Annotated in this window: 21 protein-coding genes; 11 read left to right on the top strand and 10 right to left on the bottom strand. The window is 65.0% G+C overall.

The genetic code is table 11. The annotated features are described in order from the left end of the window. Nucleotides 1-243: 243 nt before the first annotated feature. The 3 genes from hpt to NMQ09_RS11605 are packed head-to-tail and all read left to right on the top strand — an operon-like array spanning nucleotide 244 to nucleotide 2,080. Nucleotides 244-801: a hypoxanthine/guanine phosphoribosyltransferase gene (gene hpt / locus NMQ09_RS11595; RefSeq protein WP_255190740.1), complete on the top strand. Its 558-nt coding sequence runs from the start codon at nucleotides 244-246 to the stop codon at nucleotides 799-801. A 53-nt stretch (nucleotides 802-854) separates the two neighbouring features. Then, nucleotides 855-1,412: a class I SAM-dependent methyltransferase gene (locus NMQ09_RS11600; protein WP_255190741.1), complete on the top strand. Its 558-nt coding sequence runs from the start codon at nucleotides 855-857 to the stop codon at nucleotides 1,410-1,412. A gap of 14 nt (nucleotides 1,413-1,426) precedes the next feature. Further along, entirely contained in the window at nucleotides 1,427-2,080 is a 654-nt protein-coding gene (locus tag NMQ09_RS11605) for a DUF3267 domain-containing protein (RefSeq protein ID WP_255190742.1), read from the top strand. Between the two features lie 27 nt (nucleotides 2,081-2,107). Here NMQ09_RS11605 and NMQ09_RS11610 read toward each other — a convergent pair whose 3' ends face one another. From NMQ09_RS11610 to NMQ09_RS11620, 3 genes are all read right to left on the bottom strand, one after another. Beyond that, nucleotides 2,108-2,455, bottom strand: a complete 348-nt coding sequence (locus NMQ09_RS11610) for a DUF192 domain-containing protein (RefSeq protein WP_255190743.1) — start codon at nucleotides 2,453-2,455, stop codon at nucleotides 2,108-2,110. 533 nt (nucleotides 2,456-2,988) lie between these two features. Beyond that, nucleotides 2,989-3,306, bottom strand: a complete 318-nt coding sequence (locus NMQ09_RS11615) for a histone acetyltransferase (RefSeq protein WP_255190744.1) — start codon at nucleotides 3,304-3,306, stop codon at nucleotides 2,989-2,991. 314 nt (nucleotides 3,307-3,620) lie between these two features. After that, nucleotides 3,621-4,961, bottom strand: coding sequence for a transposase (locus NMQ09_RS11620; RefSeq protein WP_255190745.1), 1,341 nt, complete (start codon nucleotides 4,959-4,961; stop codon nucleotides 3,621-3,623). Between the two features lie 15 nt (nucleotides 4,962-4,976). Here NMQ09_RS11620 and NMQ09_RS21075 point away from each other — a divergent pair, with 15 nt between their 5' ends. From NMQ09_RS21075 to NMQ09_RS11630, 3 genes are all read left to right on the top strand, one after another. Next, the gene (locus NMQ09_RS21075; protein ID WP_345781262.1) at nucleotides 4,977-5,429 is read left to right on the top strand and encodes a GNAT family N-acetyltransferase; all 453 of its coding nucleotides are present in this window, start codon (nucleotides 4,977-4,979) and stop codon (nucleotides 5,427-5,429) included. A gap of 154 nt (nucleotides 5,430-5,583) precedes the next feature. Beyond that, nucleotides 5,584-7,443, top strand: a complete 1,860-nt coding sequence (locus NMQ09_RS11625; protein ID WP_255190746.1) for a transposase — start codon at nucleotides 5,584-5,586, stop codon at nucleotides 7,441-7,443. 64 nt (nucleotides 7,444-7,507) lie between these two features. Continuing rightward, complete coding sequence (locus NMQ09_RS11630; protein WP_255190747.1) at nucleotides 7,508-7,801, top strand: HalOD1 output domain-containing protein; 294 nt, start codon at nucleotides 7,508-7,510, stop codon at nucleotides 7,799-7,801. A 3-nt stretch (nucleotides 7,802-7,804) separates the two neighbouring features. Here NMQ09_RS11630 and NMQ09_RS11635 read toward each other — a convergent pair whose 3' ends face one another. From NMQ09_RS11635 to NMQ09_RS11645, 3 genes are all read right to left on the bottom strand, one after another. Then, on the bottom strand, nucleotides 7,805-10,321 hold the full coding sequence (locus tag NMQ09_RS11635) for an efflux RND transporter permease subunit (RefSeq protein WP_255190748.1): 2,517 nt from the start codon (nucleotides 10,319-10,321) through the stop codon (nucleotides 7,805-7,807). Between the two features lie 293 nt (nucleotides 10,322-10,614). Then, a complete protein-coding gene (locus NMQ09_RS11640; protein WP_255190749.1) occupies nucleotides 10,615-11,334 on the bottom strand; it encodes a helix-turn-helix domain-containing protein in 720 nt (239 codons plus the stop codon). A 370-nt stretch (nucleotides 11,335-11,704) separates the two neighbouring features. Then, entirely contained in the window at nucleotides 11,705-14,881 is a 3,177-nt protein-coding gene (locus NMQ09_RS11645; protein WP_255190750.1) for a bacterio-opsin activator domain-containing protein, read from the bottom strand. 419 nt (nucleotides 14,882-15,300) lie between these two features. On the opposite strand from NMQ09_RS11645, the gene NMQ09_RS11650 reads away from it, so the two are divergent. Beyond that, nucleotides 15,301-16,530, top strand: coding sequence for a Cdc6/Cdc18 family protein (locus NMQ09_RS11650; RefSeq protein WP_255190751.1), 1,230 nt, complete (start codon nucleotides 15,301-15,303; stop codon nucleotides 16,528-16,530). A 133-nt stretch (nucleotides 16,531-16,663) separates the two neighbouring features. Here the strand turns inward: NMQ09_RS11650 and NMQ09_RS11655 are convergent, their stop codons facing one another. The 4 genes from NMQ09_RS11655 to NMQ09_RS11670 form a co-directional block, all read right to left on the bottom strand. Further along, entirely contained in the window at nucleotides 16,664-17,062 is a 399-nt protein-coding gene (locus NMQ09_RS11655; protein WP_255190752.1) for a hypothetical protein, read from the bottom strand. Nucleotides 17,063-17,183: 121 nt separating this feature from the next. Then, complete coding sequence (locus NMQ09_RS11660; RefSeq protein ID WP_255190753.1) at nucleotides 17,184-17,645, bottom strand: Mut7-C RNAse domain-containing protein; 462 nt, start codon at nucleotides 17,643-17,645, stop codon at nucleotides 17,184-17,186. Nucleotides 17,646-17,649: 4 nt separating this feature from the next. After that, a complete protein-coding gene (locus NMQ09_RS11665) occupies nucleotides 17,650-19,452 on the bottom strand; it encodes a DNA polymerase/3'-5' exonuclease PolX (RefSeq protein WP_255190754.1) in 1,803 nt (600 codons plus the stop codon). Next, nucleotides 19,449-19,889 carry a DUF5788 family protein gene (locus tag NMQ09_RS11670; RefSeq protein WP_255190755.1) on the bottom strand — a complete coding sequence of 147 codons (441 nt, stop codon included), beginning with the start codon at nucleotides 19,887-19,889 and terminating at the stop codon, nucleotides 19,449-19,451. The genes NMQ09_RS11665 and NMQ09_RS11670 overlap by 4 nt, the downstream gene beginning before the upstream one ends. A 106-nt stretch (nucleotides 19,890-19,995) precedes the next feature. Between NMQ09_RS11670 and NMQ09_RS11675 the strand changes: the two genes are divergently transcribed. From NMQ09_RS11675 to NMQ09_RS11690, 4 genes are all read left to right on the top strand, one after another. Then, a complete protein-coding gene (locus NMQ09_RS11675) occupies nucleotides 19,996-20,940 on the top strand; it encodes a rhomboid family intramembrane serine protease (protein ID WP_255190756.1) in 945 nt (314 codons plus the stop codon). A 22-nt stretch (nucleotides 20,941-20,962) separates the two neighbouring features. After that, nucleotides 20,963-21,742: an endonuclease V gene (locus NMQ09_RS11680; protein WP_255190757.1), complete on the top strand. Its 780-nt coding sequence runs from the start codon at nucleotides 20,963-20,965 to the stop codon at nucleotides 21,740-21,742. A 117-nt stretch (nucleotides 21,743-21,859) separates the two neighbouring features. Beyond that, entirely contained in the window at nucleotides 21,860-22,609 is a 750-nt protein-coding gene (locus tag NMQ09_RS11685) for a Yip1 family protein (RefSeq protein WP_255190758.1), read from the top strand. A 99-nt stretch (nucleotides 22,610-22,708) separates the two neighbouring features. Next, nucleotides 22,709-23,683, top strand: a complete 975-nt coding sequence (locus NMQ09_RS11690; RefSeq protein WP_255190759.1) for an SDR family oxidoreductase — start codon at nucleotides 22,709-22,711, stop codon at nucleotides 23,681-23,683. The last annotated feature ends 59 nt before the right edge of the window (nucleotides 23,684-23,742 follow it).

Consider the following 23,742-nt stretch of genomic DNA (forward strand, 5'->3'; position numbering starts at 1 on the left):
CGACTTACTCTATCCTCCACAGTGGGCGTCTCTCGTGCCATGTGTAGGTCCAGGTATTCACGTCGACTATAAAAGGGCGTTGGAAAAGCAGAAATTTGCCTTCGTTTCGTCAGGGTTTCTGTTACGTTCGTCGGAGGTGGACGCTCGTTTCCCCACGTCGTAGTGGGAGGTGGACGCCTTTCGCCGCGCGTCGTAACCGGAGGGGAACACCCTTTCCCCCGCACGTCGTAGTCGACGACGATCATGGAGGGAACTCTCCGCCCGCTCGTCCGGTCGCTGCGCGAGGCGCCGGTGGTCGAACGCGACGACTACGAGTACTTCGTCCACGGCGTCACCGACGGTATCCCGCTGGTCGAACCCGACGTCCTGCGTGCGGTCGCCGACGGCATCCGCGATCGCGTCGATCTCGAGGCCGTCGACAAAATCGTCGCCCCGGAGTCGATGGGCATCCACCACGCGACCGCGCTCTCGCTCGAGACAGACGTGCCGTTCGTCGTCGTCCGCAAGCGCGCCTACGGCTTTCCCGACGAGGTGGCCGTCCACCAGGAGACGAGCTATGGTGAGAGCGAGATGCACGTAAACGGCATCGACGCCGGCGACCGGGTCCTCCTCGTCGACGACGTGTTCTCCTCGGGCGGAACGATCGAGGCCGTCTGCGCCGCCCTCGAGTCGATCGGCGCCGAGCTGGTCGACGTCGTGGTCGTCCTCCGCCGGGTGGACGTCGACGCCGAGTTGCCAGTCGAGGTGACGAGCCTCCTCGACGTGCGCGTCGAGGACGGCGAGGTCGTCGTCGTCGAGTGACTGGGCCGTACGTTTAACTCACGGGGTTGTGATTCTTCGATTCACAGATCACTATGTCCCCAGACCCATACGACCCGGAGCGGGTGGCGAAACTCACCAGCCCGAACGCCTTTCGGTACTGTTCGGGCGAGGAGCTCCGGACGTTCCTCGATCCCGCCCCCGACTGGTGCGTGGCCGACTTCGGCAGCGGTGGCGGCATCTTCACGAGCGAGCTCGCCCCGGTCGTCGACGCCGTCTTCGCGGTCGACGTCAGGCCGGGCCTCCACGCAGCCTACCGCGACCAGGGGGTGCCGGCGAACGTCACACCAATCACCGCCGACTTTACCTCGCTCCCCTTTCCCGACGACTCCCTCGACGGCGGCGTTTCGGTCCGAACGTATCACCACGGGTTCGAGCCGGCACTCGAGGAGGTCGCTCGCGTCCTCCGGCCGGGTGGCCGCCTCGTGATCGTCGACTGGTCAGCGACGGGTGCCGGGGAGCGCGACGCTCACGACGAGGACGAGTATCGCGACCTCGCGACTGCCCAGTCGGCGCTCCTCGAGGCCGACTTTCGCATCACGGACGCCCACGAGCGCCGTGAGACGTTCGTCGTGGTCGGCACGAAGCGGTAGCCCACTCGCCTCCCGTGACGACCACCCTCGAAAACCACGACGCGACGACAGCACCGGAGTTTCCCCCGGCGCCGGACGGCTACGCCGAGCCGTACGCGTTCGAGTATCCGACGCCCGTCTTGCTGCTCGGGTCGGTGCTCCTGGGGATCGGATCAACGCTCGGTTTCGGCGGCCTCTTGCTACTGGTCCAGAGAGCGGAGGTGGTCTCTGCGCTCGCCCAGGTGACGACCGACGGGGGGACGACGGGCTACGTGATCGACCTGACTGCCCTCGCCGTACCCCTGTTCGTCGCGTTGGTCGTGACGGCCGTCATCCACGAACTGCTCCATGGCGCCGCCTTCGCCTACTACGGATACGACGTCTCCTACGGTGTCGTCCCCACGATGGGGGCGTTCTATGCGGCGGCCTTCAGCCAGTTCCATGAGCGGGACGAACTGCTTCGCGTCGGCCTGGCGCCGCTCGTCGTCCTCACGACCGTCTGCGTTCCGTTACTGGCCGCTCCGGCTCCAACCGTTGCGATCACAGCGGCGTTCGTGTTGATTCTGAACACGGCTGGCTCGATCGGCGATCTCTACGCCGTGTGGTACCTCCGGCGACTGCCTCGAGGAACGATCACCTACGACGTCGACATCCGCCGCTCGTACGTCTACGAACCGCTCGAGCAGTAGACGGACGCCCCCGGCCCGTGAGTCCGATCACTCCTCGAGGACGAGTTCGTCGCCCACCGAGAGTCCATCGGCCGCGCCGGCGGGGAGTTCGACGAGCAGGTCGCACTTCTCCCGGGCGTAGCCGATCCAGGGCCGGAGCCGTTCGATCCGTCGGACCCGATCGTCGACAATCCAGACGACGTCGATCGAAAAGGGGACGAACAGCATGTGGACGTCACGGGTCTTCGCCCGTCGAAATCGAAACGCGAGCGCGTAGTCGTCGGGAATCGACCGTCGAAACATTAGCCCCCGAGTTTGCGCGAGGATCGAGTCGGCGGTGTCGACCTCGCTCGCCAGCACCTCGGCGTCGCCGTCCGGATCCAAGACCAGTCGCACGCGCTCGAGTCGGTGTGATCGGCGTAAAAACCTTTCCGCTGGTCGTTGCACCGTCCGGCGCTGGAATCGCTGCCGTCGAGCCGCGGGCGCGTTCGGTCGCGTCATCCGTTCGTCTGACTGACATTCATTGCGGGGAGTGTGGTCAGCGGCTATAGTACACGTTGAAAGTCATTGCACATCCGGCCACGAACATCGGCGGCCAGCCTCGGCCTCTTGCCGAGGCTGGCCGCTCGGCTGTGGCCGGGTGTAAATCGTTTCAACGAGTACTATAGCAGTCCTCGGTAATCGAATCGAGATTCGCAACTTTGTAGCTGTTAGTTCCGTAAGTATCAAGACTTACTCAACAGACTAAAACAGCGTGAGCTTCCGCTAGGAATATCAGAATCTGGATGATAGCCTGATTTCCGGTAATAGACTATTCTGTCCGCGTGCTTACAACGCTCGACATTGTCCCGCTTGACAAGGCCCATTCGCAGAGGACAGAGCTTCTGCTAACCACTATCCCTGAATCTGTAAATGCAGTTCCAAGACAACTATTCGTAGTATTCGGAGGAATGACATCGGTCGATCCATTTCGTTTCATAGGTCGTGTGGCTCACTACTCGGCCTACGAGGTCAGAAAGGTCGGTCACACCCTCCTCTTGGCACCAGTCAATGCACTCCCGGTACAACTCAAGATTCAACTCTTCCACGTCGGAGTCATCCAGTTCTTGGATTCGTAGCGAATCCACATTACCAAGATATGCGACAAACGCACGCGTATGCCCATCTAAGAGGGTCAGGTTTTCATCGAGGATATATACCGGGAGAGCGTCATATTCGGGGTCGTCGAAGTCAAACCACTCTATCACGTCTCGCATTTTCCGTGCGCTGATGTAAAGTTGGCTTGGATGCAGTTCTTCGTACAGGATAGTTGTAGCCATCTTCCGTCAATTCAACCCAATCTATTTCTTCCATTATTGAAAAGGTGTGGGCATGCCTGGTGCTGTGTATTTGCGTGGAGAGTCCGTTACCCTCCGAACAATTGAAGAGGAAGACATCGACTTTCTCCACGAGATGATTAATAATCCGGAGCTCTGGCAGGGATTCGGTGCTCCCGGACCTCGGAATAAACAGGAGATGGAAAGTGAAGTACCACGGGTCGGGTGACCCGTGGCGTCCGTGTCTACCCTGTAGTCGGGGCAACGGTCTTTAATTCCTCTCGCGCTTGACTCTGCGAGTCTCGCGCCGACTTTCCGTGTCGGTAAACACCCGAAGCGAAAACTGCTCCGTGAGAGTCGGCCTCTTCACACAGGCCCGATGCCGTCCGTCTCACCTTCCGAACACTTGGAAGGGTTTCGAGAGACGGCACATTCTCATTCTGCTCGTGGAACCATTCTTGCGCCACACAAACCGCTGCTTTCCGGTCAGCGTGGTCTTGGAAGTCGCACTCCATACATTTGAACCGCTTCCAACGCCGATTCGCTCGCTCGGTGTGCAAGCATTCCGTTCGCGGACAGCGTTGACTCGTGTACGCCGGGTCAACATCGTCTGAGGGGATTCCACCCCAAGCGGCTTTGTACGTCACCATATCTCGGAGTGCGGCGAACGGCAAGGAGTGCAAGCGCCGGTTCATTCGCGTGCCGTAATCGATTGAGTCTCGCATGTCTTTGAGGTCTTCAAAGACGATTACCGGTTCGTTGAATTGCGAAACCCATCGTGTTACGTCGCGCGATACTTTATGGAGTTGGTCGTGAACGAAGTCTTGTTCTTCGGTTTGGACCACGTTCTCGAACGCGGATTGTCCGACTTTCTGCATCCGCTTCCGTTTGGTGAAAAACTCGTGGCGAACTCGTTTGATGTCGGGGTACTCGATGACGACTGAATCGAGTACGTCACCAGTAGCTCTATTCAGCGCGGTGAGTGCCACGCAGTCCTCGTTAATGTCCACACCAACTACTGTCTCTGCGTAGTCTGGAGACGCTACGGTGCGTGTCTTGTGGGTGACTGTGACGTGTACTCGCCATTCGTCGTGTTTATACACGAGTTCAGCTACGCCCACTCTCCACGAGTCAGAGTTAAGAGCGTTCTTGACTCGTTCGAGGTGGTTGGGACTACCGCGAAGTACGCCTTTGACGTGGTTGTACGGTTTGTAACTGACTCTGAAGCGAACATCTCCCGAATCATCTACAGTGAGGGCGTATCCTTCGTTGTGATTCATCCGCATTGGATACGTCTCGTCAATGTAGGGAAACGGTCGGCCCCACTCGTTGTCTTTGTGGTCGTGGTACGTCTCTATCTCACCCAGTGCTTTCTGGACGAGGAGTTGAGTCGTGTTTTTCACGAGGTTGGCGTTATCCACTACGGTGTCGTGGATGTCGTCCCAGTCCCATCCCTCACGGTCGAGGCGGTTGACTTCGTTGCGAACTCGTCGGGCTTCGAGACACCCTTTGTACAAGTTGTCAGGACTACCCGTTTGGATGGTTAATCCAAAAGAAAGCGTCTGGGTCAGTCCTGCATCTTGCATCGTCAATAAATTGTCGTGAATCGTTGTAAGTGTAGTGATTTGTCGGCATTCACCCACGGGTCAGGTGACCCGTGGTACTCTGCCTTGACCGCTGATAGATTTGAGGAACAGAATTCAGGAGTCGCGTTGCTCATCTGCCGTGAAGAGGCGGTAGGCCGAGTTCGGCTCGTAGACGTTGACAAGAACTGGGGTAACGCTGAACTCACCTGCTATGTGGCTCCTGAATCCCAACGGCAAGGGGTAGCCACCGAGGCCTGCCGGTTGGTGATTGATTATGGATTCGACTACCTACCGATTAACAAAATCACAGCTCGAATCTTCGATTCCAACCAATCCTCGCGTGGGCTGGCCGACAAACTTGGATTCGCTCACGAGGGGACTCTTCAAGATCACGTCTTCCATGAGGGGCAATACCTTGACCTCCACTGTTATGGACTTTTAGAGGAAGACTGGCGGTCAAACGAATAGAGTCTTTACCTCGTCAGATGGGTTGATGGTCTCGGTCGTACTGGAACACAATGTTCACCCACCTATTCATCGACTGTTCCACTATGGATAATGCCTAATCAATTGAGACTCGAAACGGTATTTTAACGGCGGCTACCCATCAATTGTCTTGGAAATGGCGGACGATGGCGGGCTCAACGGCTCGTGGGAAATGGCCGACCCGTCCGGCGCTAAAGAGAACCTCGTAGCGGGAACGAACCTCCAGAAGAATTCTGACGAGAACGCCTACGGCGAACAGCCCGACGTCAAGGTCGCCACACTCGGTGACCCGATACCGATTGAAGACCAGCTACGTGACGCTCTCCAGCGCGGCCTCTCCCCACGAGAGGCCGTCGGTCGCATCGGGGTGCTCCGCACCACGCGGTTCGAACTCGACGTCGACGGGCTCGCCCGTGATCTCACCGACGCCGAAGCCCAACGCCTAATTCTCGGCCAAGAACTCACCGACACGCCGTCCTACAGGCTCGAAGAGCAGATGGATGACCACGCGGTCCACGAGGAGATGCACGTCTCCGAGCGCGTCAGCGAGCGCACCATCGACAACATCCGCGACCGCATCCCCGACGAGAAACTCGCACGCTTCGAAACCGCGACGGAGAACGTCGCGCGGTGGGCCGAAGACGAGAGTGTCGAGATGGCCGATCTCCGTGACGCGCCCGACCCGGAGGCCATGGCCGACGGGATGGACGCACCGGAACTCGTGAAGCTCACGCGGGCGATGAAGACGACTGGCTACGCCTGCATCCAACTCGGTCGCACGGACCCGTACTACGACAAGTGGGAGGTGTTCAAGCCGTACGAACTCGCGTCCCACCACAACATCCATCCGAACAACGCCCGGGACAGTCTCCGGCAGAAACCGTACTACTGGGCGCGGAAGACGCCGACTTCGAAGGCGCTCTGGAATCAGGTGCGCGAGTCCTCACGCGGCCACTTTCGGGGGATGTTCATCTGCGCCTTCGAGCAGTACCTGGACCTGCTCGACCGCTACAATCTGCTCCCCGACCGCCCCGATCTCGCCGTAGACCTCACCGGGTGGCCGTGGTTCGGGAAAATCGACGACGAAGACACGCCGGACGAAGAACGCGAACAGCCCGGTGCCGTCGAAGGGACGAAGCCCGGGCGGAACTACTCGCACTCGTGGCAGTTCGCCACCGTTTCGCTCGTGGGAACGCCGGTGCCGATGACGTTCGCCGCGCGGTCGGTCGAACGGCGGAACCGGCGGGCCTACCACCTGAATCAGCTTCTCAACTACTCGGAAGCGAAGTTCGACATCGGGCGTGTGTTTCTCGACAAGGACTTCTACACCGAGAAGATCAAGGACGAGCTGAAGGAGCGCGACCAGGACTTCGTCATCACCGCGCCCCGGAACATGGGCGCGTTCGAGGACCTCATCATGGGCACGGAACTCCGTGAAGACTCGTGGAACTCTCAGCCCTACGAAATCGGCATTGGCGCGTCCGACGACGCCGACCACTATCTGTTCGTGAACCCGTCGGAGAAGCGGCTGAAGCGGGCCGACACCGGCCTCGAAGACCCGAAGAACTGGGAAGCGTTCTACACGAACATCGACCCAGAGACCGTCGATGGTGGCGGCGCGGCGCTGGCCGCCGACTACCGTCTCCGCTGGGGTATCGAAACGGCGTATCGGATGCTGAAACACGACTTCATGCCGAAATCAGCGACGCCGATGCGGAACCAGCGGGTGTTCCTGTTCAACTGGGCGATCCTCCTGAACAACATGTGGATGGGGGCGAACGTGCTCGCGGCGGCGAACGAGCGTGACTACGTCCCGCATGAGGCGGACGAACCTTTGCAGGTAAAGGACGACCAGGGCAACTACGAGTACACGGCGAACGAATTCATGACCGCGCTCGTCGATGACCTCCACCCGACCGACATCGGTGAAGTGGCAGACCTCTCAGAAAAGAGTGACATCTTAGCGAACGCCAGCGGCCTCGATCTGATCACCTGATTCGACCCCACGAATCGCCGTTGCGAAGTTACGAATTTCGACCGGATTACCGAGAACTGATAGTATGCCACAGGACGACGCACTCTGTGTGAACGTTGCACGGAAGATCGCAGCGCACGAGAACGAACCCGTCGAAACGCTCGATCCGCCACTGTACGACGTTATCGACCTGGAGGTACTCGAGCAACTGTTTCAGCCGGTCGGGCCGCGCTCGGCTGTGGACGCGGTATTCTCGTTTCAGTACCGTGACTACACGGTCACCGTCGACGGCTCGGAGCGGGTGACGGTGGTAGAACGCGACGGCACGTCTGCTACCAGCCGGCCCAGGCGCCGTCGAACAGTCGGATCGCTCGAGTAGCGGTCAGTCCTCGGACGCGACGGCCGGTGCCACCGATCGCTCGGGCGTGGTGGTTCCCAGATGCCGCGCCCAGAGGTAGAGCATGCTCGGCAGGACGACCACGCTCAGCAGGAACGAGGCCAGAAGCGCGAGTACGACCATCGCGCCGAAGCTCTCGAGCTGAGGGTGTGGATGTAAGACGAGCGTCGCGAACGCCCCGGCGGAGGTGAGGGTGCTGCCGAGTAGCGCGCCGCCCGTCCCGGTGACGGCGAGCTCGAGCGCCTCGAGTGCGTCGCGGCCGGCCTCGAGCTCCTGGGCGAACCGGTCGCTAATGTGGATGTTGTAGTCGATGCCGAGGCCGACGACCAGACTCATCAGGAGGGCCGTGAGCATCGTCAGCGGGATCTCGAAGAGGTGCATACCACCGACGACGAGGCCGATCACCAGCGCGATCGGAACGACCGTCACGAGTCCGAGCGTCGCGCTGTCCCGGCTCACGCGGTAGATGGCTGCCAGTCCCACGGCGATCACGCTCACTGCGATCACCAGCGTGTGCAGGATGCCCTGGGTGATCTCCCCGAGGACGGCCTGGTTGATCGTCGCCATGTCGACGGGCGTCGCCGTCAGCTCCGCGTTCCCGGCCTCGACGGTCGCCGCCACCTCACGGGCGCCGTCGGCCTGTTCGTCGAAGGTGGTGCTTCGGTCGACGGGAACGATCACGCGCAGCGAGTCGTACTCCCCGTCGGTGCGTTCGATCACCTGGCTCGCCTCCGCGGGTGCGGTCGCGTAGAGTTCGTCGTACACCGCCTCGAGATTCTCGTCGGGGACGCCGTCGCCGGTCGTATCGGCCGCTTCGTAGGTGGCGGCGAACTCCTCGTCGGTTTCGGCGACGGCGTCCATCACCGACAGCGGCGAGACCGCCGTGTTCACACCCGGCTGCTCGAACGCGAAGCCGGTTTCGTCGGCGGTCTCGAGCCCGTCGTCGACGGCCTCGAGGGCGGCGTCGTCGGTGACGTCGCCCCGAACGAGCAGCTGTGCGTGGGCGGCTTCGTCGTCGTCCGGCGTCTGGTAGCGTTCCTGGACGTACCGGTCGTGTTCGAAGATGTCCGGATCGTCCCAGGCGAGCGGTCCGGGCAGGTTCTGTTTCCACTCGGCCGCCGAATCGGTCTGTTCCTGGAAGCTCTCCTCGTCGAGGGCGGTCCAGGCGACGGCTCCGCCGGCCCCCGCGACGAGCGCCACGACGACGACGACCGGGGCCGCGTATCGCGCCAGGGTGACGCTCGCGCCGAGGGCGCGACGCAGGTAGGGGCCGTGACCGAGCGGCCGCTTGCGACGGTTGAATCCGACGCGCTCGAGTAGCCCGTCGGCGCTCACCTTCAACGCGGGCACGAGCGTCACGAAGACGACGAACGCGGAGGCGACGCCGAGGGTGATGCCGACGCCCAGCTGCCGGATCAGCGTCAGCGGGTTGGCGAGATTCGCGAGAAATCCGACCGCCGCGGTGACCGTCACGAGGCCGAATGCGACCGCCACGGAGCGGACGCCGCGCTTCATCGGCTCGCGGATCCCGTCGTCGGGTCCGCGTTGCTCGCGGTAGCGGTTGAAGACGTGGAAGCCGAAGTCGATGCTGATCCCGCCGATCAGGACGGGTCCAATGATCATCGTCATCCCGGCGGCGACGCCGAGCCAGCCGAGGATGCCGAACATCCAGCAGATCGACACGACGACGCCGGTCATCCCGACGACGACGTCGACGGGGTCGCGGTAGGTGAACGCGAGGACGCCCAGGATGAGCGCCAGCGCCACCGGCAGGATGAGCTGGGTCGTGTTCTCGTTCAGCTGCTGGTTCCCCTCGGCCCAGGCGTGTTCGCCGACCGTGAAGAACTCGAGGTCATCGCGCTCGCCAGCTTCCTCGTGGAGGACCGCCGTGGCGTCGCTGTAGGCCTCCTCGTCGGTCGTTTCGAGCGCGAACAGGAGCCGGTGGTCAGGGCTCGTCTCGCTCCCGGGCTCGTAGCTCGCGGGGACGAACTGCAACGCCTCCGACTCAGGGGAGAGCGTCGCCGACACGGCTGCCGCGACCGCCTCGTCGTCGGCCGCCTCGAGTGCGTCGAGCTGGGCCTCGAGATCGGCGGCGGGGTCGTCGGCGAGCTGTATCGCGACCAGGTTCGCGACGCCGACGACGTCGCCGTCCGTCGCGAGCGCGTCGGTGAGTTCGTCCGATTCGAGGACCGCCTGCTGGTAGTGCAGCGCCTCGAGGAGCGCCGCCTTCGAGAGGGCGTTTCCGTCGTCGGCGCTGACGTAGACGGCCGCGTAGGAGACGTTCTCCGTCTCGCGGTCCGCGTAGCGCTCCTCGACGTACTCGAGCGCGTCGAGCTCTTCGATGTCCCCGAACTCGTCCGGGTCCTCTTCGGCCTGCTGGGTCGTGTCGAGGTTCGAGACGCCGGCGACCATGCCCGCCGTCAGGAGCAACATAACGACGATCACGACTCGATTGTGCGTCGTGACGGCGTCGATGAGCTTCTCGAGCGCCGGTCCGATCACCTCCGCTCACCCCACTGACTTCGGAACGAGTGGCGTCCGCTGTCGGATGGGACGCCGGGTGGTTCGCCTGCAGGGACGGTCGGTCCGCCTCGTCGATCGATCGGTTCGACGTAGTTTCGGTGCATCTACTCGAGTCGTCGACCCGGCTGTGAGTATAACGGGCAGCACAGTTACCGGCCGTCTAATCCGGCAAAAGGCCTATATACTAGAACTGGTCGATCGTCCCACGGGGAACGGCCGGCTGGAGCCGCTCGAGTGGGCGAAACGGCTTCTTAGTGAGGAGAAACGGCTTCTCAGTGTGGCTGGTCGGCGTCGTCGGTCACCGAGAGCGTGCTCCGGCACAGTTCCGCGATCGCTCGCCGGAGCCGCTGTGAGATCGCCGACTTCGAGACGCCGAGTCGGTCGGCGAGTTCGTCCTGAGAGATTCCCCGAGGGACGTCGAAGTAACCCTCCTCGTAGGCGACGGTGAGCAGGTCTTGCTGTTTGGCCGTGAGGCCGACGACGCCGTCTTCGCCGTCGTCGGACGTCCGGAGGTGGTTGACCGAAAACGAGACGTCCAGCTCACCACAGGCCTCGTTGAGCGCGACCAGCGCGTCCCGATCGGGCAGTCGAAGCTGGACGAGCCAGCCGTCGCGGCTGCTCGAGATGTCGAGCACGCGGCCGCCGACGTCGGCGATCGCGGGGGTGAACCTGATCGCGCGCTCGGTCAGCTCGACGCGGTAGACGTGTCGATCGGGGTATCGATCGACGAGGACGGGATCGCGAACGGTCGGATCGAGCTCGAGTGCGCTCTCGAACTCGTCGAACCGATCCCCGGAGACCGCCAGATACGCGAGGGTACGTCCCGGACGGACGGTCGTCCAGTACTCCGGCTCGACGGACACGTCGGACACGCGTCCGAGCGTCGGGCGAAGAGCGAGGTCGGCGTGGTCGAGTCTGACCTCCGCGACGATCCCGCCGTCGGCCTGCGAGCGCAGGCACGTCCGTTCGGAGACGATCGCATCGGTACTCATGAGACCACCGCCGCGGCCAGCAGGCCGCAGTAAGTACAGCTTAGCAGAGACGCACTCATTGATTTCCATATAGCCACTCCGGGTAGATGGTCCATGGCGCTATACACGGACACGCTGGATCGAGACGGTACAATAGATATTCACGTATCAGCCAGAGAGAAGGATCCACTCGATCGAGAAACGTCGCCTTTCCTGTCGTCGAACAATTACTCGAGTCGGAGGCCACCACGAACGGGAGTCGCCGGTCTGATAGTAATAAGTGCTTACGGAGCGGCGTACGGTGCTTTCGGAGTTGCCGACGGGCGTCCGTCACCGCCCTCACGACGAACGTGGTTCGAACGCGCCGTCGACGAAATCGACTCGAGCGTGCTCACGTCGACGAGTCGTCGTCGACCGGTCGTTCGTCGAACAGCAGCGTGAACAGTTTCCGCTCGGCCGCCCGGTAGTGGCGGTTGAACGTCGGCTGTGAGACGCCGAGCGACCGCGCGACCTCCTCGCCGGTGCGCTCTCGAGGCCACTCGAAGAAGCCACCGTAGTAGGCAGCCTCGAGCGCTCGACGCTGTCTGTCGGTGAGTTCCTCGCGAAGTTCGGTGCGAAACCCCTGCCGAGTTCGGACGGGTCGCTCCCGTTCGCGCCGGGCGACGAGTTCGGTCCGCGGATATCGCTCGCCGAGGCGTCGAACGAACGAGCGAACGTCCGAGCCCTGTGGTACCTCCACGATGAGCGTCACCCGGTCGCCGGCCGCCGCCACCGACCGGAGCACCCCACCGTGATCGACCAGTGTCGACGCGATCGTCGACCCGACGACGGTGAGCTCGAGTGGCGACTCCTCGTCGTCCGCCGAGACGGGCTGCACCGAATCGATCGCCTCGAGGTCCGCGGCGACGTCGCTGACGACGGCCGTCGACGCGTCCGGGACGGTCACGAAGATCGTCGACTGCTCGGCCGACCGGGGCACGACGGTCCCGATTACGAGCGTGCACGCTGCGCGACGGGCGAGCGTTGCGAGCGGATCGTCAGGCGCCGTCGTGAGCAACTCCAGTTCGGTGACGCCGTCGACGAGCAGCGCCCGTCTCGTCTCGATAGCGTTGATCACGTACGCGATCGTTTCGCCGAGGTCGACGAGAACGGCCTGCGTGACTTCGTCGAACGCCGCCGGTCGATCGGCGTAGACGGTCAGTGCGCCGTAAACGTACTCGTCGTACGACAGCGGCACGCTCAGGATCGACCCGATTCCTCGCTCGAGCGCCTCCTGACGCCACGTTCCGTCGCGCTCCTCGTGGACGACGTTCTCGACCACCGCTGGCTCGCGGGTAGCCGCCGTTCGGCCCGCTGGCTCTCTCGCGTCCGGATCGACGTCGACGGTCACTGACTCGAGGTAGGTCTCGTCGCCGGCCACCGCACGCGGCGTGATGGTGTCTTCGATCACGTCGACCTCGCCGATCCAGACGAGAGAGAGCCAGTCGATCGACGCGAGTTCCTCACAGACGCTCGCTTCGACCGTCTCGCGGTCGTCCGCCCTGACGAGCCGTCGGCCGATCGCTCGTTTTCGGTCGCCGAGTTCGGCGAGTCGATCGAAACGCCCCAGCTGACGCTCGAGGTCACGCTCGCGCTCGCGGACCGCTGCTTCGCCCTCGACCCGGCCGAGGGCGACTGCGGCCATCGCCGCCAGCGACTCGAGGAACGCCACCGCCCGCTCGTCGAGTCGCTCCGGGTCGGTCACGGTCGCGAAGACGACGCCGCGTCCGTCGAGCGGCGCGATCAGCACGCGATCGGCGCGAACGCCGATGGCCGAGAGCACTCGCTCGAGATCGGTTCCGTCGCGAACCGACGCACCAGCGGCGTCGACCGCGTCGCCGAGGGCCGTCTCGTCGATCCCGAACGTCGGCAACGGTGGGAGCGACGCGTCGTCCGCCGTCGCGTAGGCAGCCGGCTCGAGGACCGCGTCGTCGCGGAGGTAACACCCGACGAAGTCGGTCCCGAGCCCGTCGACGGCGGCGTCGACGGTCGTCTGTGTCACCTCCAGGTTCGTTCCCGCCTCGAGCAGCGCCGAGCCGGTCTCCCGGACGCTCGTCAGCGCATCCCACAGGTCGCGTCGGTCGGTCTCGTCGCGGACGACGCAGACGACGCGATCGTCGCCCAGGAGGGGAACGACGGAGACGGCGACCGGCGTCGGCTCCCGGTCGCTCGGCTCGTCTGGATGGAGCGTCGCCCTGATCGGCTCGGCCCGCCGGACCACGGGCGAGTCGGCGCGCTCGCGGATCGATTCGGCGAGGGGAGCGTCGACGAGCGCCGTGAGGTCGCGACCGACGATCACGTCGGCACCGAGGAGGTCGAAGGCGGCCGCGTTCGCCAGTTCGACCGTCGTTCCCTCGAGGACGAGGACGCCGTCCTCGAGTGCGTCGATGACGGACTCGAACAGGGAGAGCCGTTCGCGACGGTCTTCGACACCGTCAGCGACTGTCGCCTCGCGAGCGTACATCGTGAGTCCCGACTCGGATGGGTGGGCCTCGACGGCGAGCCAGGACTCGATCGGCGGATACTCGACGTCGAACGTGACGAGCGACTCGCTCGCCCGTGCCTCGTTGAGTCGCTCGTAGAACGTTCCTCGAACCGACTCCGGCAGGCGGTCCCAGATCACGGTCCCCGTGAGCGCGTCCGGCCGAGCGTCCGTGGAATCGTCGCCTATCAACAGCCGGCTGGCTGCCTCGTTCGCGTGGACGATCTCCCACTGCCGGCCCAGCGAGAGGAACGCCCCCTCGAGTCGGTCGGCGGCTCGGGATACCGGATCGGCTGCAGACGCCGCGGCCCGGGCCGGTGAGACAGTGACGACGATGCCCGCGATGGCTGGGTCCTCGAGGCGGTTCGTGACCGTCACCTCGTGGACGGTCCAGGTGCCGTCGGCGTGACGAAACCGATACCGACCCCGCCCGGTCGTCCCGAGCGAGCCCGCGACCACCTCGGACAACAGCTCGCCTGCCTCCTCGCGGTCGTCGGGGTGGACGTATCGTGAGAGCGGTCGTCGCTCGAGTTCGGCCGGCGTCACCCCCGTCTCGGTCTCGAGCGCCGGGCTGGCGTACTGGACTTCGCCATCGTCGGAGAGAACCACGATCGGCGCGTCAGCGGCTTCGAGAACGCGTCGGTATCGCTCGGCAGCCGAACGCGAGGGTCGGCGGTGTCGTTCGACGACGTTTTTCACCCGCGAGGCGGCGACCGCCGGTGGCGCGGCTGGCGAAAGGACATCGGCCGCGCCCGCCTCGAGTGCGGCCTCCGCCGCCGACTCCTCGGTGATCGCGACGATCGGCACGTCGGCCACCTGCGAGTGAATCGGCTCGAGCGGCGACGACTCCGACTCGAGGTCGCAGACGACGCAGTGGACGTCGCGCTCGTCGAGGCGCTCGAGTGCGTCCGCGAGCGTCCGCGCCGTGAGCACCGTTGGACCCGGGACCGCCGCCTCGAGTGCCGTTCGTGCGGCCTCGGTTCGGTCGGAGTCGCCGACCACGAGTACACTGACGTCGCCGACCACGACGAGCTCCTCGCCGCTCACGGTCGCCTCACCTCACAGTCCCCGGTGTGGGTCCCCATTTCGGAAGCGACGACCGCCGTTCTATCGGTCCGGCCGTTTCGCCGAGTTCCCCACAGTCGTGACTGAACGGATCGACCGCGTCGGACCGAGCCGGCAAGCGCACACCGGGACACAGTCGCGATTCCCGGCGCTCGGCGGTTAATTATCGACACCGTATCGTCGGTAAGGCACGTATTACCTCGTCGCCGCGTCGTTCGGTCCCGTTACACTCGCGAGGGAGGTGTTCGAGAACCGATGGCGTTCCAGCGTGGGACTCGAGACCAGGTTCGGCCAGTTCGACGCCGTACGCTCGACGTTCCGGCTGTGAGTGCGCCGACCAGTTACATCCGCGACGGACCCCTATAGTTTATCACAGCCGGATCACAACCCTCCGTCAACTGATGCCCCCGGACGAGTCAGTCGGTCGTGACCCGCTCTTTCAGTACGACGACCCGATCTTCGCCGACGAACGGTTGCTCGAGATTACCCACCTCCCCGGCCCGGATCGGATCGTCGGCCGCGACGAGCAGATGCAACGCGTTGCAGAAGCGCTCAACCCCGCGATCTTCGGCAGCGAGCCGACGCACCTGTTCATCTTCGGGAAGACCGGCACCGGGAAGTCGCTCATCTCGCGGTCGGTCACCCAGCGGGTGATCACGGAGGCCGACCGCGACGGGATCACCGTCAAGTACGCGTTCATCGACTGCGGCGAGCAGAACACGGAGGCCGCCATCGTCAAGACCATCGGCCAGGCCGTCAACGAGCCCGACCGAAGCGGGGTGTCGATTCCCGACCGGGGACTCGGCACGGGCGACTACTACAAGCGACTCTGGCAGGCCGTCGACGCCTGTACCGACGTGACGATCGTCATCCTCGACGAGATCGACATGCTCGAGGACGACGAGGTTCTCCGGAAGCTCTCGCGGGCCGGCGAGAATCGCCGGATCTCTGACTCCCGGGTCGGCATCATCGGCATCTCGAACAAGATCGACTTTCCCGACGGGCTCTCAGAACGAGTCAAGTCGAGTCTCGCGCGGGACGAACTGGTGTTTCCACCCTACGACGCGACGCAGCTGGTGGACATCTTAGAGAAACGCCGTGATGCGTTCCACGAGGGCGTGCTGACCGACGACGTCATCCCGCTGACGTCGGCGCTGGCCGCCCAGGAGCACGGCGACGCGCGCAAGGCGATCGACATCCTCCGGAACGCCGGCCGACTGGCGAAGAAGGGCAACGACGCCTTAGTCGCCGAGGAACACGTCCGGGCGGCCAAAGAGAAGACCGAGGCCGACCGCTTCAACGAACTCATCGAGGGCTCGCCCCAGCAGGCGAAGGCAATCCTCTACGCGCTGACGCTGCTGACCGAGAACAGTATCAGCGAGGAGTTCCCGACGAAGGTCATCTACAGCCAGTACAAGGGGATCGCCGGCCGGCTCGGTCTCGACGCCCTCTCCGAGCGACGCGTCCAGGAGATCCTTCAGGAGCTGAACTTCCTCAACGTGATCCAGTCAGAACGCGAGGGCCGTGGCCGGGGCCGGGGCGCACACGCCAAACACCGGCTGCTCGAGGACCCGTCGATCGTGAAGAAGGTGCTGTTACGGGACTCGAGGCTCTCCACACTCGACGCGTGACGGCGGCGGTCAGAACGGGGGCTGCCTTCTGTATCGACGGCGTCGCAGGGGGTGTACTCGAGTTCCGTTCGGAGAATCCGGTCGACGTCGGCCAGTGTCTCGACCACTGTGAGAACGAGGTCGCGCCGGTCGGTCATCGACTCCGCTGCTCGCGTTCTCGCTCGAGTCGACGACAGCCATAGACGAGCGTATCGGGAATTACCGCGGCGTTCTCCTGGAGGAGGGTCACGACCACCGCAACCTCCTCGAAGTTCGGCCCGCGCCAGGCCCGAAACGGGTCCGCCTCCCATCGAACGAATCCCGAATCGGCCAGCAACGGGAGATGCCGATGGTGCAGGTGAGTGCCGAGCGTCTCGCGGTCTGGAGGGACGGTCGGCGACATCGCAGCCTCCGGCAGCGAAACCGGTTGGCCGGCGCCTGCGTCGAGGAGTGTCACGACCAGCTGCCGACGTGGCTCGGCCATCAGCGCCTCGAACACCCGATCCCATCGCTCGATAACTCGCTTGCCGTCTTCGAGCCGCTCGACAGTCATACCCGATACCATACAGCTGCGGTTACAAATTGATTGTGGTTGGTTAACACAATACACATTGGATTATCGCAAATTCGTCGACGGACGTCCATTCGCTCGAGCAGCCGACCGACCGCGAATCTCACACCGTCGTCCGATCGCGAACCCTCGAGAGCGTCTCACACACTCGATCCCAGTGACTCCCCTGCCAGAAGTGCTGACCGCAGTCTCGACACCGCCAGATCGGCCCGTCTACGGGATCGGGAGCGTACCCGGGCGTCGGTTCCGTCCGGTCGACGGCCTCGAGCGGTCCGTTGCACGCGCCACAGCGTTCGGGCTCGTCGCTCGGCGTGAGGTCGACGCCCGCGGCCGCGAGTGCTTCGAGCTGGTCCTCGACGTCCCGGGACTCGAGCAGGATCGACTCCTCGGCGCGCGTCGCGAGCTGGACGTCCCGCGTGAGGATCGTTCGGCCTTCGGCCGTGGCGACCGCGAGCAGTTCGTCGTCGTCCTCGAGGTCGCGGTCGGCCGCGTAGACGGCGTCGTGGCCGCACATCCGCAAGTAGGCGACGATCCCGCCGCACATGACGTCGATCAAAACGTGCATTCAGTCAGTGCAGGAACGCCCGGAGTTCCTCGAGCGACCAGGTGTTGACCACGGCCGCCGGTTCGGCCCAGCCCCGACGGGCGGTGTGAACGCCCCACCGCATGTACTCGAGCGTCGCGGGCCGGTGGGCGTCGGTGTTGATCGCGATCGTCGCTCCCTCTTCGATGGCGGCCTGGACGGCGCTTCCCCAGAGGTCGAGCCGCCGGGGATTGGCGTTGACCTCGAGGGCAGTGTCGTGTTCGGCGGCGGCGCGGGCGAGCGCCCGAGCGTCGAACGCGAGTCCCTCGCGCTGGTTGAGCAGCCGGCCGCTGGGGTGGCCCAGGATGTCGACGGCGGGATGCTCGGCGGCCCGACACAGCCGTTCCGTGGCCGTCTCCGCGTCCTGGTCGAGCGCGCTGTGTGGCGAGGCGACGATCAGATCGAGCGCGTCGATCACCGCCTCGGAGAGGCCGATCTCGCCCTCGGCGTCGATATTGGCCTCGATGCCGGCGAACACCTCGATCTCTGTCGCCGCGTCCACCTCGCGGATCGCCTCGACCTGCTCTACGATTTCGGTCTCTGAGAGGCCCATCCCGCCGACGACGCCCGGGCCCTCGGCGTGGTCGGCGACGGCGTAGTACTCGTAGCCGCGTTCTTCGGCTGCGGCGACCATTTCCTCGATCGTGTTGTTGCCGTCGGACCACTCGGTGTGGGTGTGGAGATCGCCACGAACGTCCTTGCGGCTCACCAGGTCGGGTAACTCGCCCGCCGCCGCGGCATCGATCTCGCCGCGGTTCTCGCGCAGTTCCGGCGGGATCCACGACAGCCCGAGCGCCTCGTACATCCCCGCCTCGGTCTCGCCCGCCACGCGCTCGCCGACGCGCTGCCTTCCGTCGGACCGTCGGCCCGACGACGTTCGCGAACCGTCGGTTCCCTCACCCGCCTCGTGGTCCTCGACCTCACTCACGTCGAACGCCCCGTACTCGTTGAGCTTCATCCCACGGTCGATCGCGTAGTTGCGCAGGCTGACGTTGTGGTCCTTGCTCCCCGTGAAGTACTGCAGCGCCGAGCCGAACTCCTCGGGAACGACGACCCGGAGGTCGACCCGGATCTCGCCGACCCGGACGCTCGCTTTCGCCGGCCCCGACTCGATCTCGCCGTCGACGGAGTCCCACTCGAGCAGCGCCTCGACCACTTCCTCGGGCTCCTCGGTCGCCGCCAGCACGTCCACGTCGCCGATCGTCGCCCGCCACCGGCGGATCGAGCCCGCGACCGCACAGCGTTCGACCGCCTCGAGCGACTCGAGGTAGGCGAGGACGTCGTCGGCGAGTGGTCGGGCCTCGCCGAGCAACTGCCGTTGACCGACCTGGCGGGCGAACTCGAGATTATCGAGGATGTTCTGCTCCGTCTTCGGGCCGAAGCCCTTCACCGACTGGATCTCACCCGCCTCGGCGGCCGCCTCGAGGTCGTCGAGCGTCTCGATCCCGAGTTCGCGGTACAGTTTCCCGACCGTCTTCGGGCCGACGCCCTCGACGCGGGTGAGGTCGGCCATCTCGACGGGCAACTCGGCGCGAAGTTCCTCGAGTTCCTCGATCGCGCCCGTCTCGACGTACTCGACGATCTTCGCGGCGATGGCGTCGCCGACGCCCTCTATCTCCTGGATGGCGTCCTCGTCGTCCGCCGCGACGTGGTCCGCGACCGGCACCGGATAGGCGGCGATGGCCTCCGCCGCCCGGCGGTAGGCTCGGGGCTTGTACTCGACGTCGTCGGCCTCGAGTAAGTCGGCGAACTCCTCGAAGCGCCCGGCGAGTTCGGCGTTCGTCGTCATACGCCCCTCCGGGAGGCCGCGTCGTCGTCGCTACCCAGCGCCTGTTTGAGAAAGGACAGCCAGCGTTTGGTGTCGGCGGCCTGCTGGGCTTTCTCCTCGCGTTCTAAGTCGGTCGGCCCGAGGCGCTGGAGGGCGTTCAGCGCCCGGTCGATGCCGATGATGCTGTTGGCGAGCTCCTCGCCCTCCTCGCGGCTGATGTCGCCCTCTTCGATCAGCTCGAGGCGCTCGAGGCGTTCCCGCCGCAGGTTTCGCTTCGCCTGCTCGACGCGCTCGCGTTCGCCCGGCGGCACCGTCTCCCGGCGCTTGATCTCGAAGACGAAGGTTCGGAGGTCGAACTCCTCACCCTGAACTTCGATCCGGTCGGGGATGTCCGCGCCGACGGTCGCCCCCTCGCGTTCGACGCGCTCGAGCAACTGCTTTCGCTCGTACGGTTGCACACCTCGAGTTGGGCCCGCGCGATGAAAAAGCTACGTCCGACCGTCCGAACTGGTCGGCCGTCTGGAACCCCAAACCCCATACCGGTTGGCCGCATACCCCCGGCCAATGGCCAGGTGCGACGTGTGTGGGAAACAGGAAAGCATGCCCTACAACTGTCGACACTGTGGGGGGACACACTGTGCCGAACACCGGCTGCCGGAGAACCACGACTGCAGGGGGTTGCAGAACTGGAACGATCCACAGGGGGTGTTCGACAGCGGGTTCGACGGTGGCGTGAACGGTGGGGGGACGTCGAAGTCCTCGAGCCTCTCCTCGAAGCTTCCGATCGACACGGGGCCAGGCGGGCCGCTGTCGTACTTCCGGGGGAACATGACGTACACGATCCTCCTGCTCATGTGGCTGACGTACGCCGCCCAGTTACTGGTGTTGCTCTTCGGCGGTCCGGGACTCCACCGGGCGCTGTTCGTTCTCTCCCCGCAGAACCCCGAGTACGTCTGGACGTGGGTTACGTCCATTTTCGCTCACTCGCCGTTCCCGGACCTCATGCACATCGTCTTCAACAGCATCGTGATCTTCTTCTTCGGGCCGATCGTCGAGCGCTACATCGGCTCGCGGAAGTTCGCGCTCCTGTTCGTCGCCAGCGGCGTCATCGCCGGTCTCAGCCAGATCGCCGTCCGATTCCTCGAGGGTCCCATTACCCCCACCACGCCCGGCGTTCTGGGTGCGAGCGGCGCGGCCCTGGCGATCCTCGGCGTCATCACGATCCTGAACCCGAGCCTCCGGGTCTATTTCTTTTTCATCATCCCGATGCCGCTGTGGATCCTCACGGCCGGCATCGCCATCATCAGCCTCGCGCTCATCGGCGGCGGTGCCGCCGGCCTGGGTGGGATCGCCCACGCTGCCCACCTCGTTGGGCTCGTGATCGGCCTCGCCTACGGCGAGTACGTAAAGCGAACGCAGAACGTCAGGGCGCCCAGCCAGCTGCAACTCGGTGGCCCCGGCGGTCCTGGCGGCCCTGGTGGTCCAGGCGGACCGGGTCGTCGCTTCTAACGCGCTTCGTCCACTGCTCACGATGGCCACACGCCCCGACCTCGCACCCGACCCCGACCGCACGCGCCAGGAGATGGAGGCGCTCCAGCACGAGATCGCCGACGTCGCCGTCTTCGAGGACGACCTCGAGGTCGACCCCGCGACGCTCGCCGATCCACTGGCCGCCACCGCGAGCGACGCCGACCCGCCGATCGTCGCCGGCGTCGATCAATCGTTCCTGCTCGAAGAGCCCGAGGACGAACGCGCCCTGAGCGCCGTCGTCGCCATGCAAGCCGGCGAGGTGGTCGAGCGAGTCCACGCCGTCACGCCCCTCGAGATCCCGTACGTCCCCGGCCTGCTCGCCTTTCGCGAAGGGGGGTCGATCCTCGAGGCGCTCGCAGCGCTGTCGGTTGACCCGGATCTCTTCCTGTTCGACGGCAGCGGCCGCATCCACTTCCGGCAGGCGGGCATCGCGACGCACGTGGGGGTCGTCCTCGACGTGCCGAGTATCGGGGTCGCCAAGAGCCTCCTCTGCGGCCGGCCACGTGAGGACACCGAGAAGCTACCGGCGGGCGCTCGAGTCGCTATCGAGGCGAACGCGCGGGTGGATGCCCCGGACGGCACGCTGCTGGGGTACGCCGTCCAGACGAAGCAGTACGACTCCCCGAATCGCCACGTCAACCCCCTCTACGTGAGCCCCGGCCACCGCGTCGGCCCCGAGACGGCCGCCGACGTCGCCCTCGCGTTCGCCTCGAGGTACAAACTCCCCGAGCCGATCCGGCTGGCTGACGCCTACGCCGATGAGGCGAAAGCCGAGCACTGACCCGCCGGTCGACCACGAGGTCGCTCGCTCGAGCGAACGAAGCGACCGGTCCGGGTACTCGCCTCAGACTCGAGTTCGAACGGAAAGCTACTTTTCGTTCTCCTGTTACGATCCGCTATGGCCCTCCAGTCAGCGAGTCGAACCGTCTGGCAATTCGTTCGGTCGCCGCGGACCTTCTTTGCGGAACAGCCAGCGGCGACGCGTCTCGCCGTCGGGTTCGTCGTCGTCCTCGCGTTCGCAATCGCCCTCGCGGGGAGCGTGACGTACCTCGGGGTGATGCTCGCCGGCACGATGGACGAGACGGTCACGGTGGACAATCCCGACCGGCCGCCCGAGTGGGTGTGCGACGGCTCCACTCCCGACGTTGGCGGGTCGAGCTTCGACGAGGGCTGTGACGAACCCGAGACGATCGAACGCGACGCCGGTGCGATCGTCCAGGAGGCCACGAACGAGGTGCTCCCGTGGCTGTTCGTGGGCCCGTTCGTCCTCTGGCCGATCGTCGGCGTGACGCTGTTCGTCGGTGCCCGGCTCGCCGACGGCGACGGTGGATTCGCCGAGACGCTCGCCGTCGCCGCCTGGGGAGCCGTCCCGGAGTTCGTCCGCCTCGCGGCCGGCCTCGTCGGCCTCCAGTACGTGCTCGGCCGAACCACGTTCACCGGCCCGGTCGAGACCTACCCCGACCAGCTGGCGAACGCGCTTGCACCCCTCGAGGCGCCCCTGCTCGTGGTCAGCCTCGCCGTCCTCGGCTGGCAGTGGGTGCTCCTCACCGCCGGGATCGAGGAGTGCCACGACCTCTCGCGGCCCGTCGCTGCGGTCGTCGTCGGAATTCCACTCGCTATCGGCGGCCTCCTGTTCGCCCTCTCCTGAGCCGACGACGCGAGCGGCACGGCTGCGCCGGCGAGACGAGTCGCCGACGCCCGCGAAAAATCGTCGGTACTTAGGTAGCTTCGCGTGAACGACACGCGCATGGCTAGCGCAGCGGAATCCGAGCAGCTCGACGAAGACGAGCCGCTCGTCGAGAGCGACTCGAGCGACGACACCGACTCGAGCACCACGACGGGCGCGCAAACGACGATGGACGAAGAGGCGACGGCAACCGGCGCGAGCGACCGACGGTACACCCGAAAGCGATGCGTCCTCATCACCGGCTGTTCGTCGGGGATCGGCCGCGCCACGGCGCGGGCGTTCCTCGAGGAAGACTGGCTGGTCGTCGCGACGGCGCGAAACCCCGATGACGTCGCCGACCTCGCCGAGGCGGGCTGTGAGACGATGGCCCTCGACGTGACGAAGCCCGACCAGGTCGCGACGGCCATCGAGGAGACCGTCGAGCTCGGCGGGGCGATCGACTGTCTCGTCAACAACGCCGGCTACGCCCAACTCGGGCCGCTCGAGGACGTCTCCACACGCGACCTCCACCGGCAGTTCGACGTCAACGTCTACGGCCCCCACCGGCTCACCCGCGCTGCCGTCCCCCACATGCGCGCCCAGGGCGAGGGCCGGATCGTCAACGTCTCGAGCGTGTACGGCCAGCTTTCGACCCCCGGTGCGGGCGCCTACGCGGGCTCGAAGTTCGCCCTCGAGGCGATGAGCGACGCCCTGCGAGCAGAGGTCGAGGAGTTCGGCATCGACGTGACCCTGATCGAGCCCGGCACAGTCGAGACGAACTTCGTCGAACGGACGAACGAGGAACTCCCCCGGAACCGGACGCCCGCCTACGAGTCGCTGTACGAACTCATCGACGACCTCAAGCTGATCGGCGGCGGCGGTCCACTGGCGCTCGACCCCGAGGACGTCGCCGCAGCGATCCTCGAGTCGGCGACCTGTTCTGCACCTCCGGCACGGTATCCCGTCGGCCCCGTCGCTCAGTTCGGCGGTTACGCCCGATACCTCCCCGATCGACTGCGCGACGCAGCCTACGGCATCGTCAGGAAACTCGTCTAGCGGCCCGTCTCCATCGCCGAGGCGACGACCGGAGCCGATCGCTTTTGCTGCTCGCCCGC

The sequence above is a fragment of the Natronobeatus ordinarius genome (assembly GCF_024362485.1).
GTDB classification, from domain to species: Archaea; Halobacteriota; Halobacteria; order Halobacteriales; family Natrialbaceae; genus Natronobeatus; species Natronobeatus ordinarius.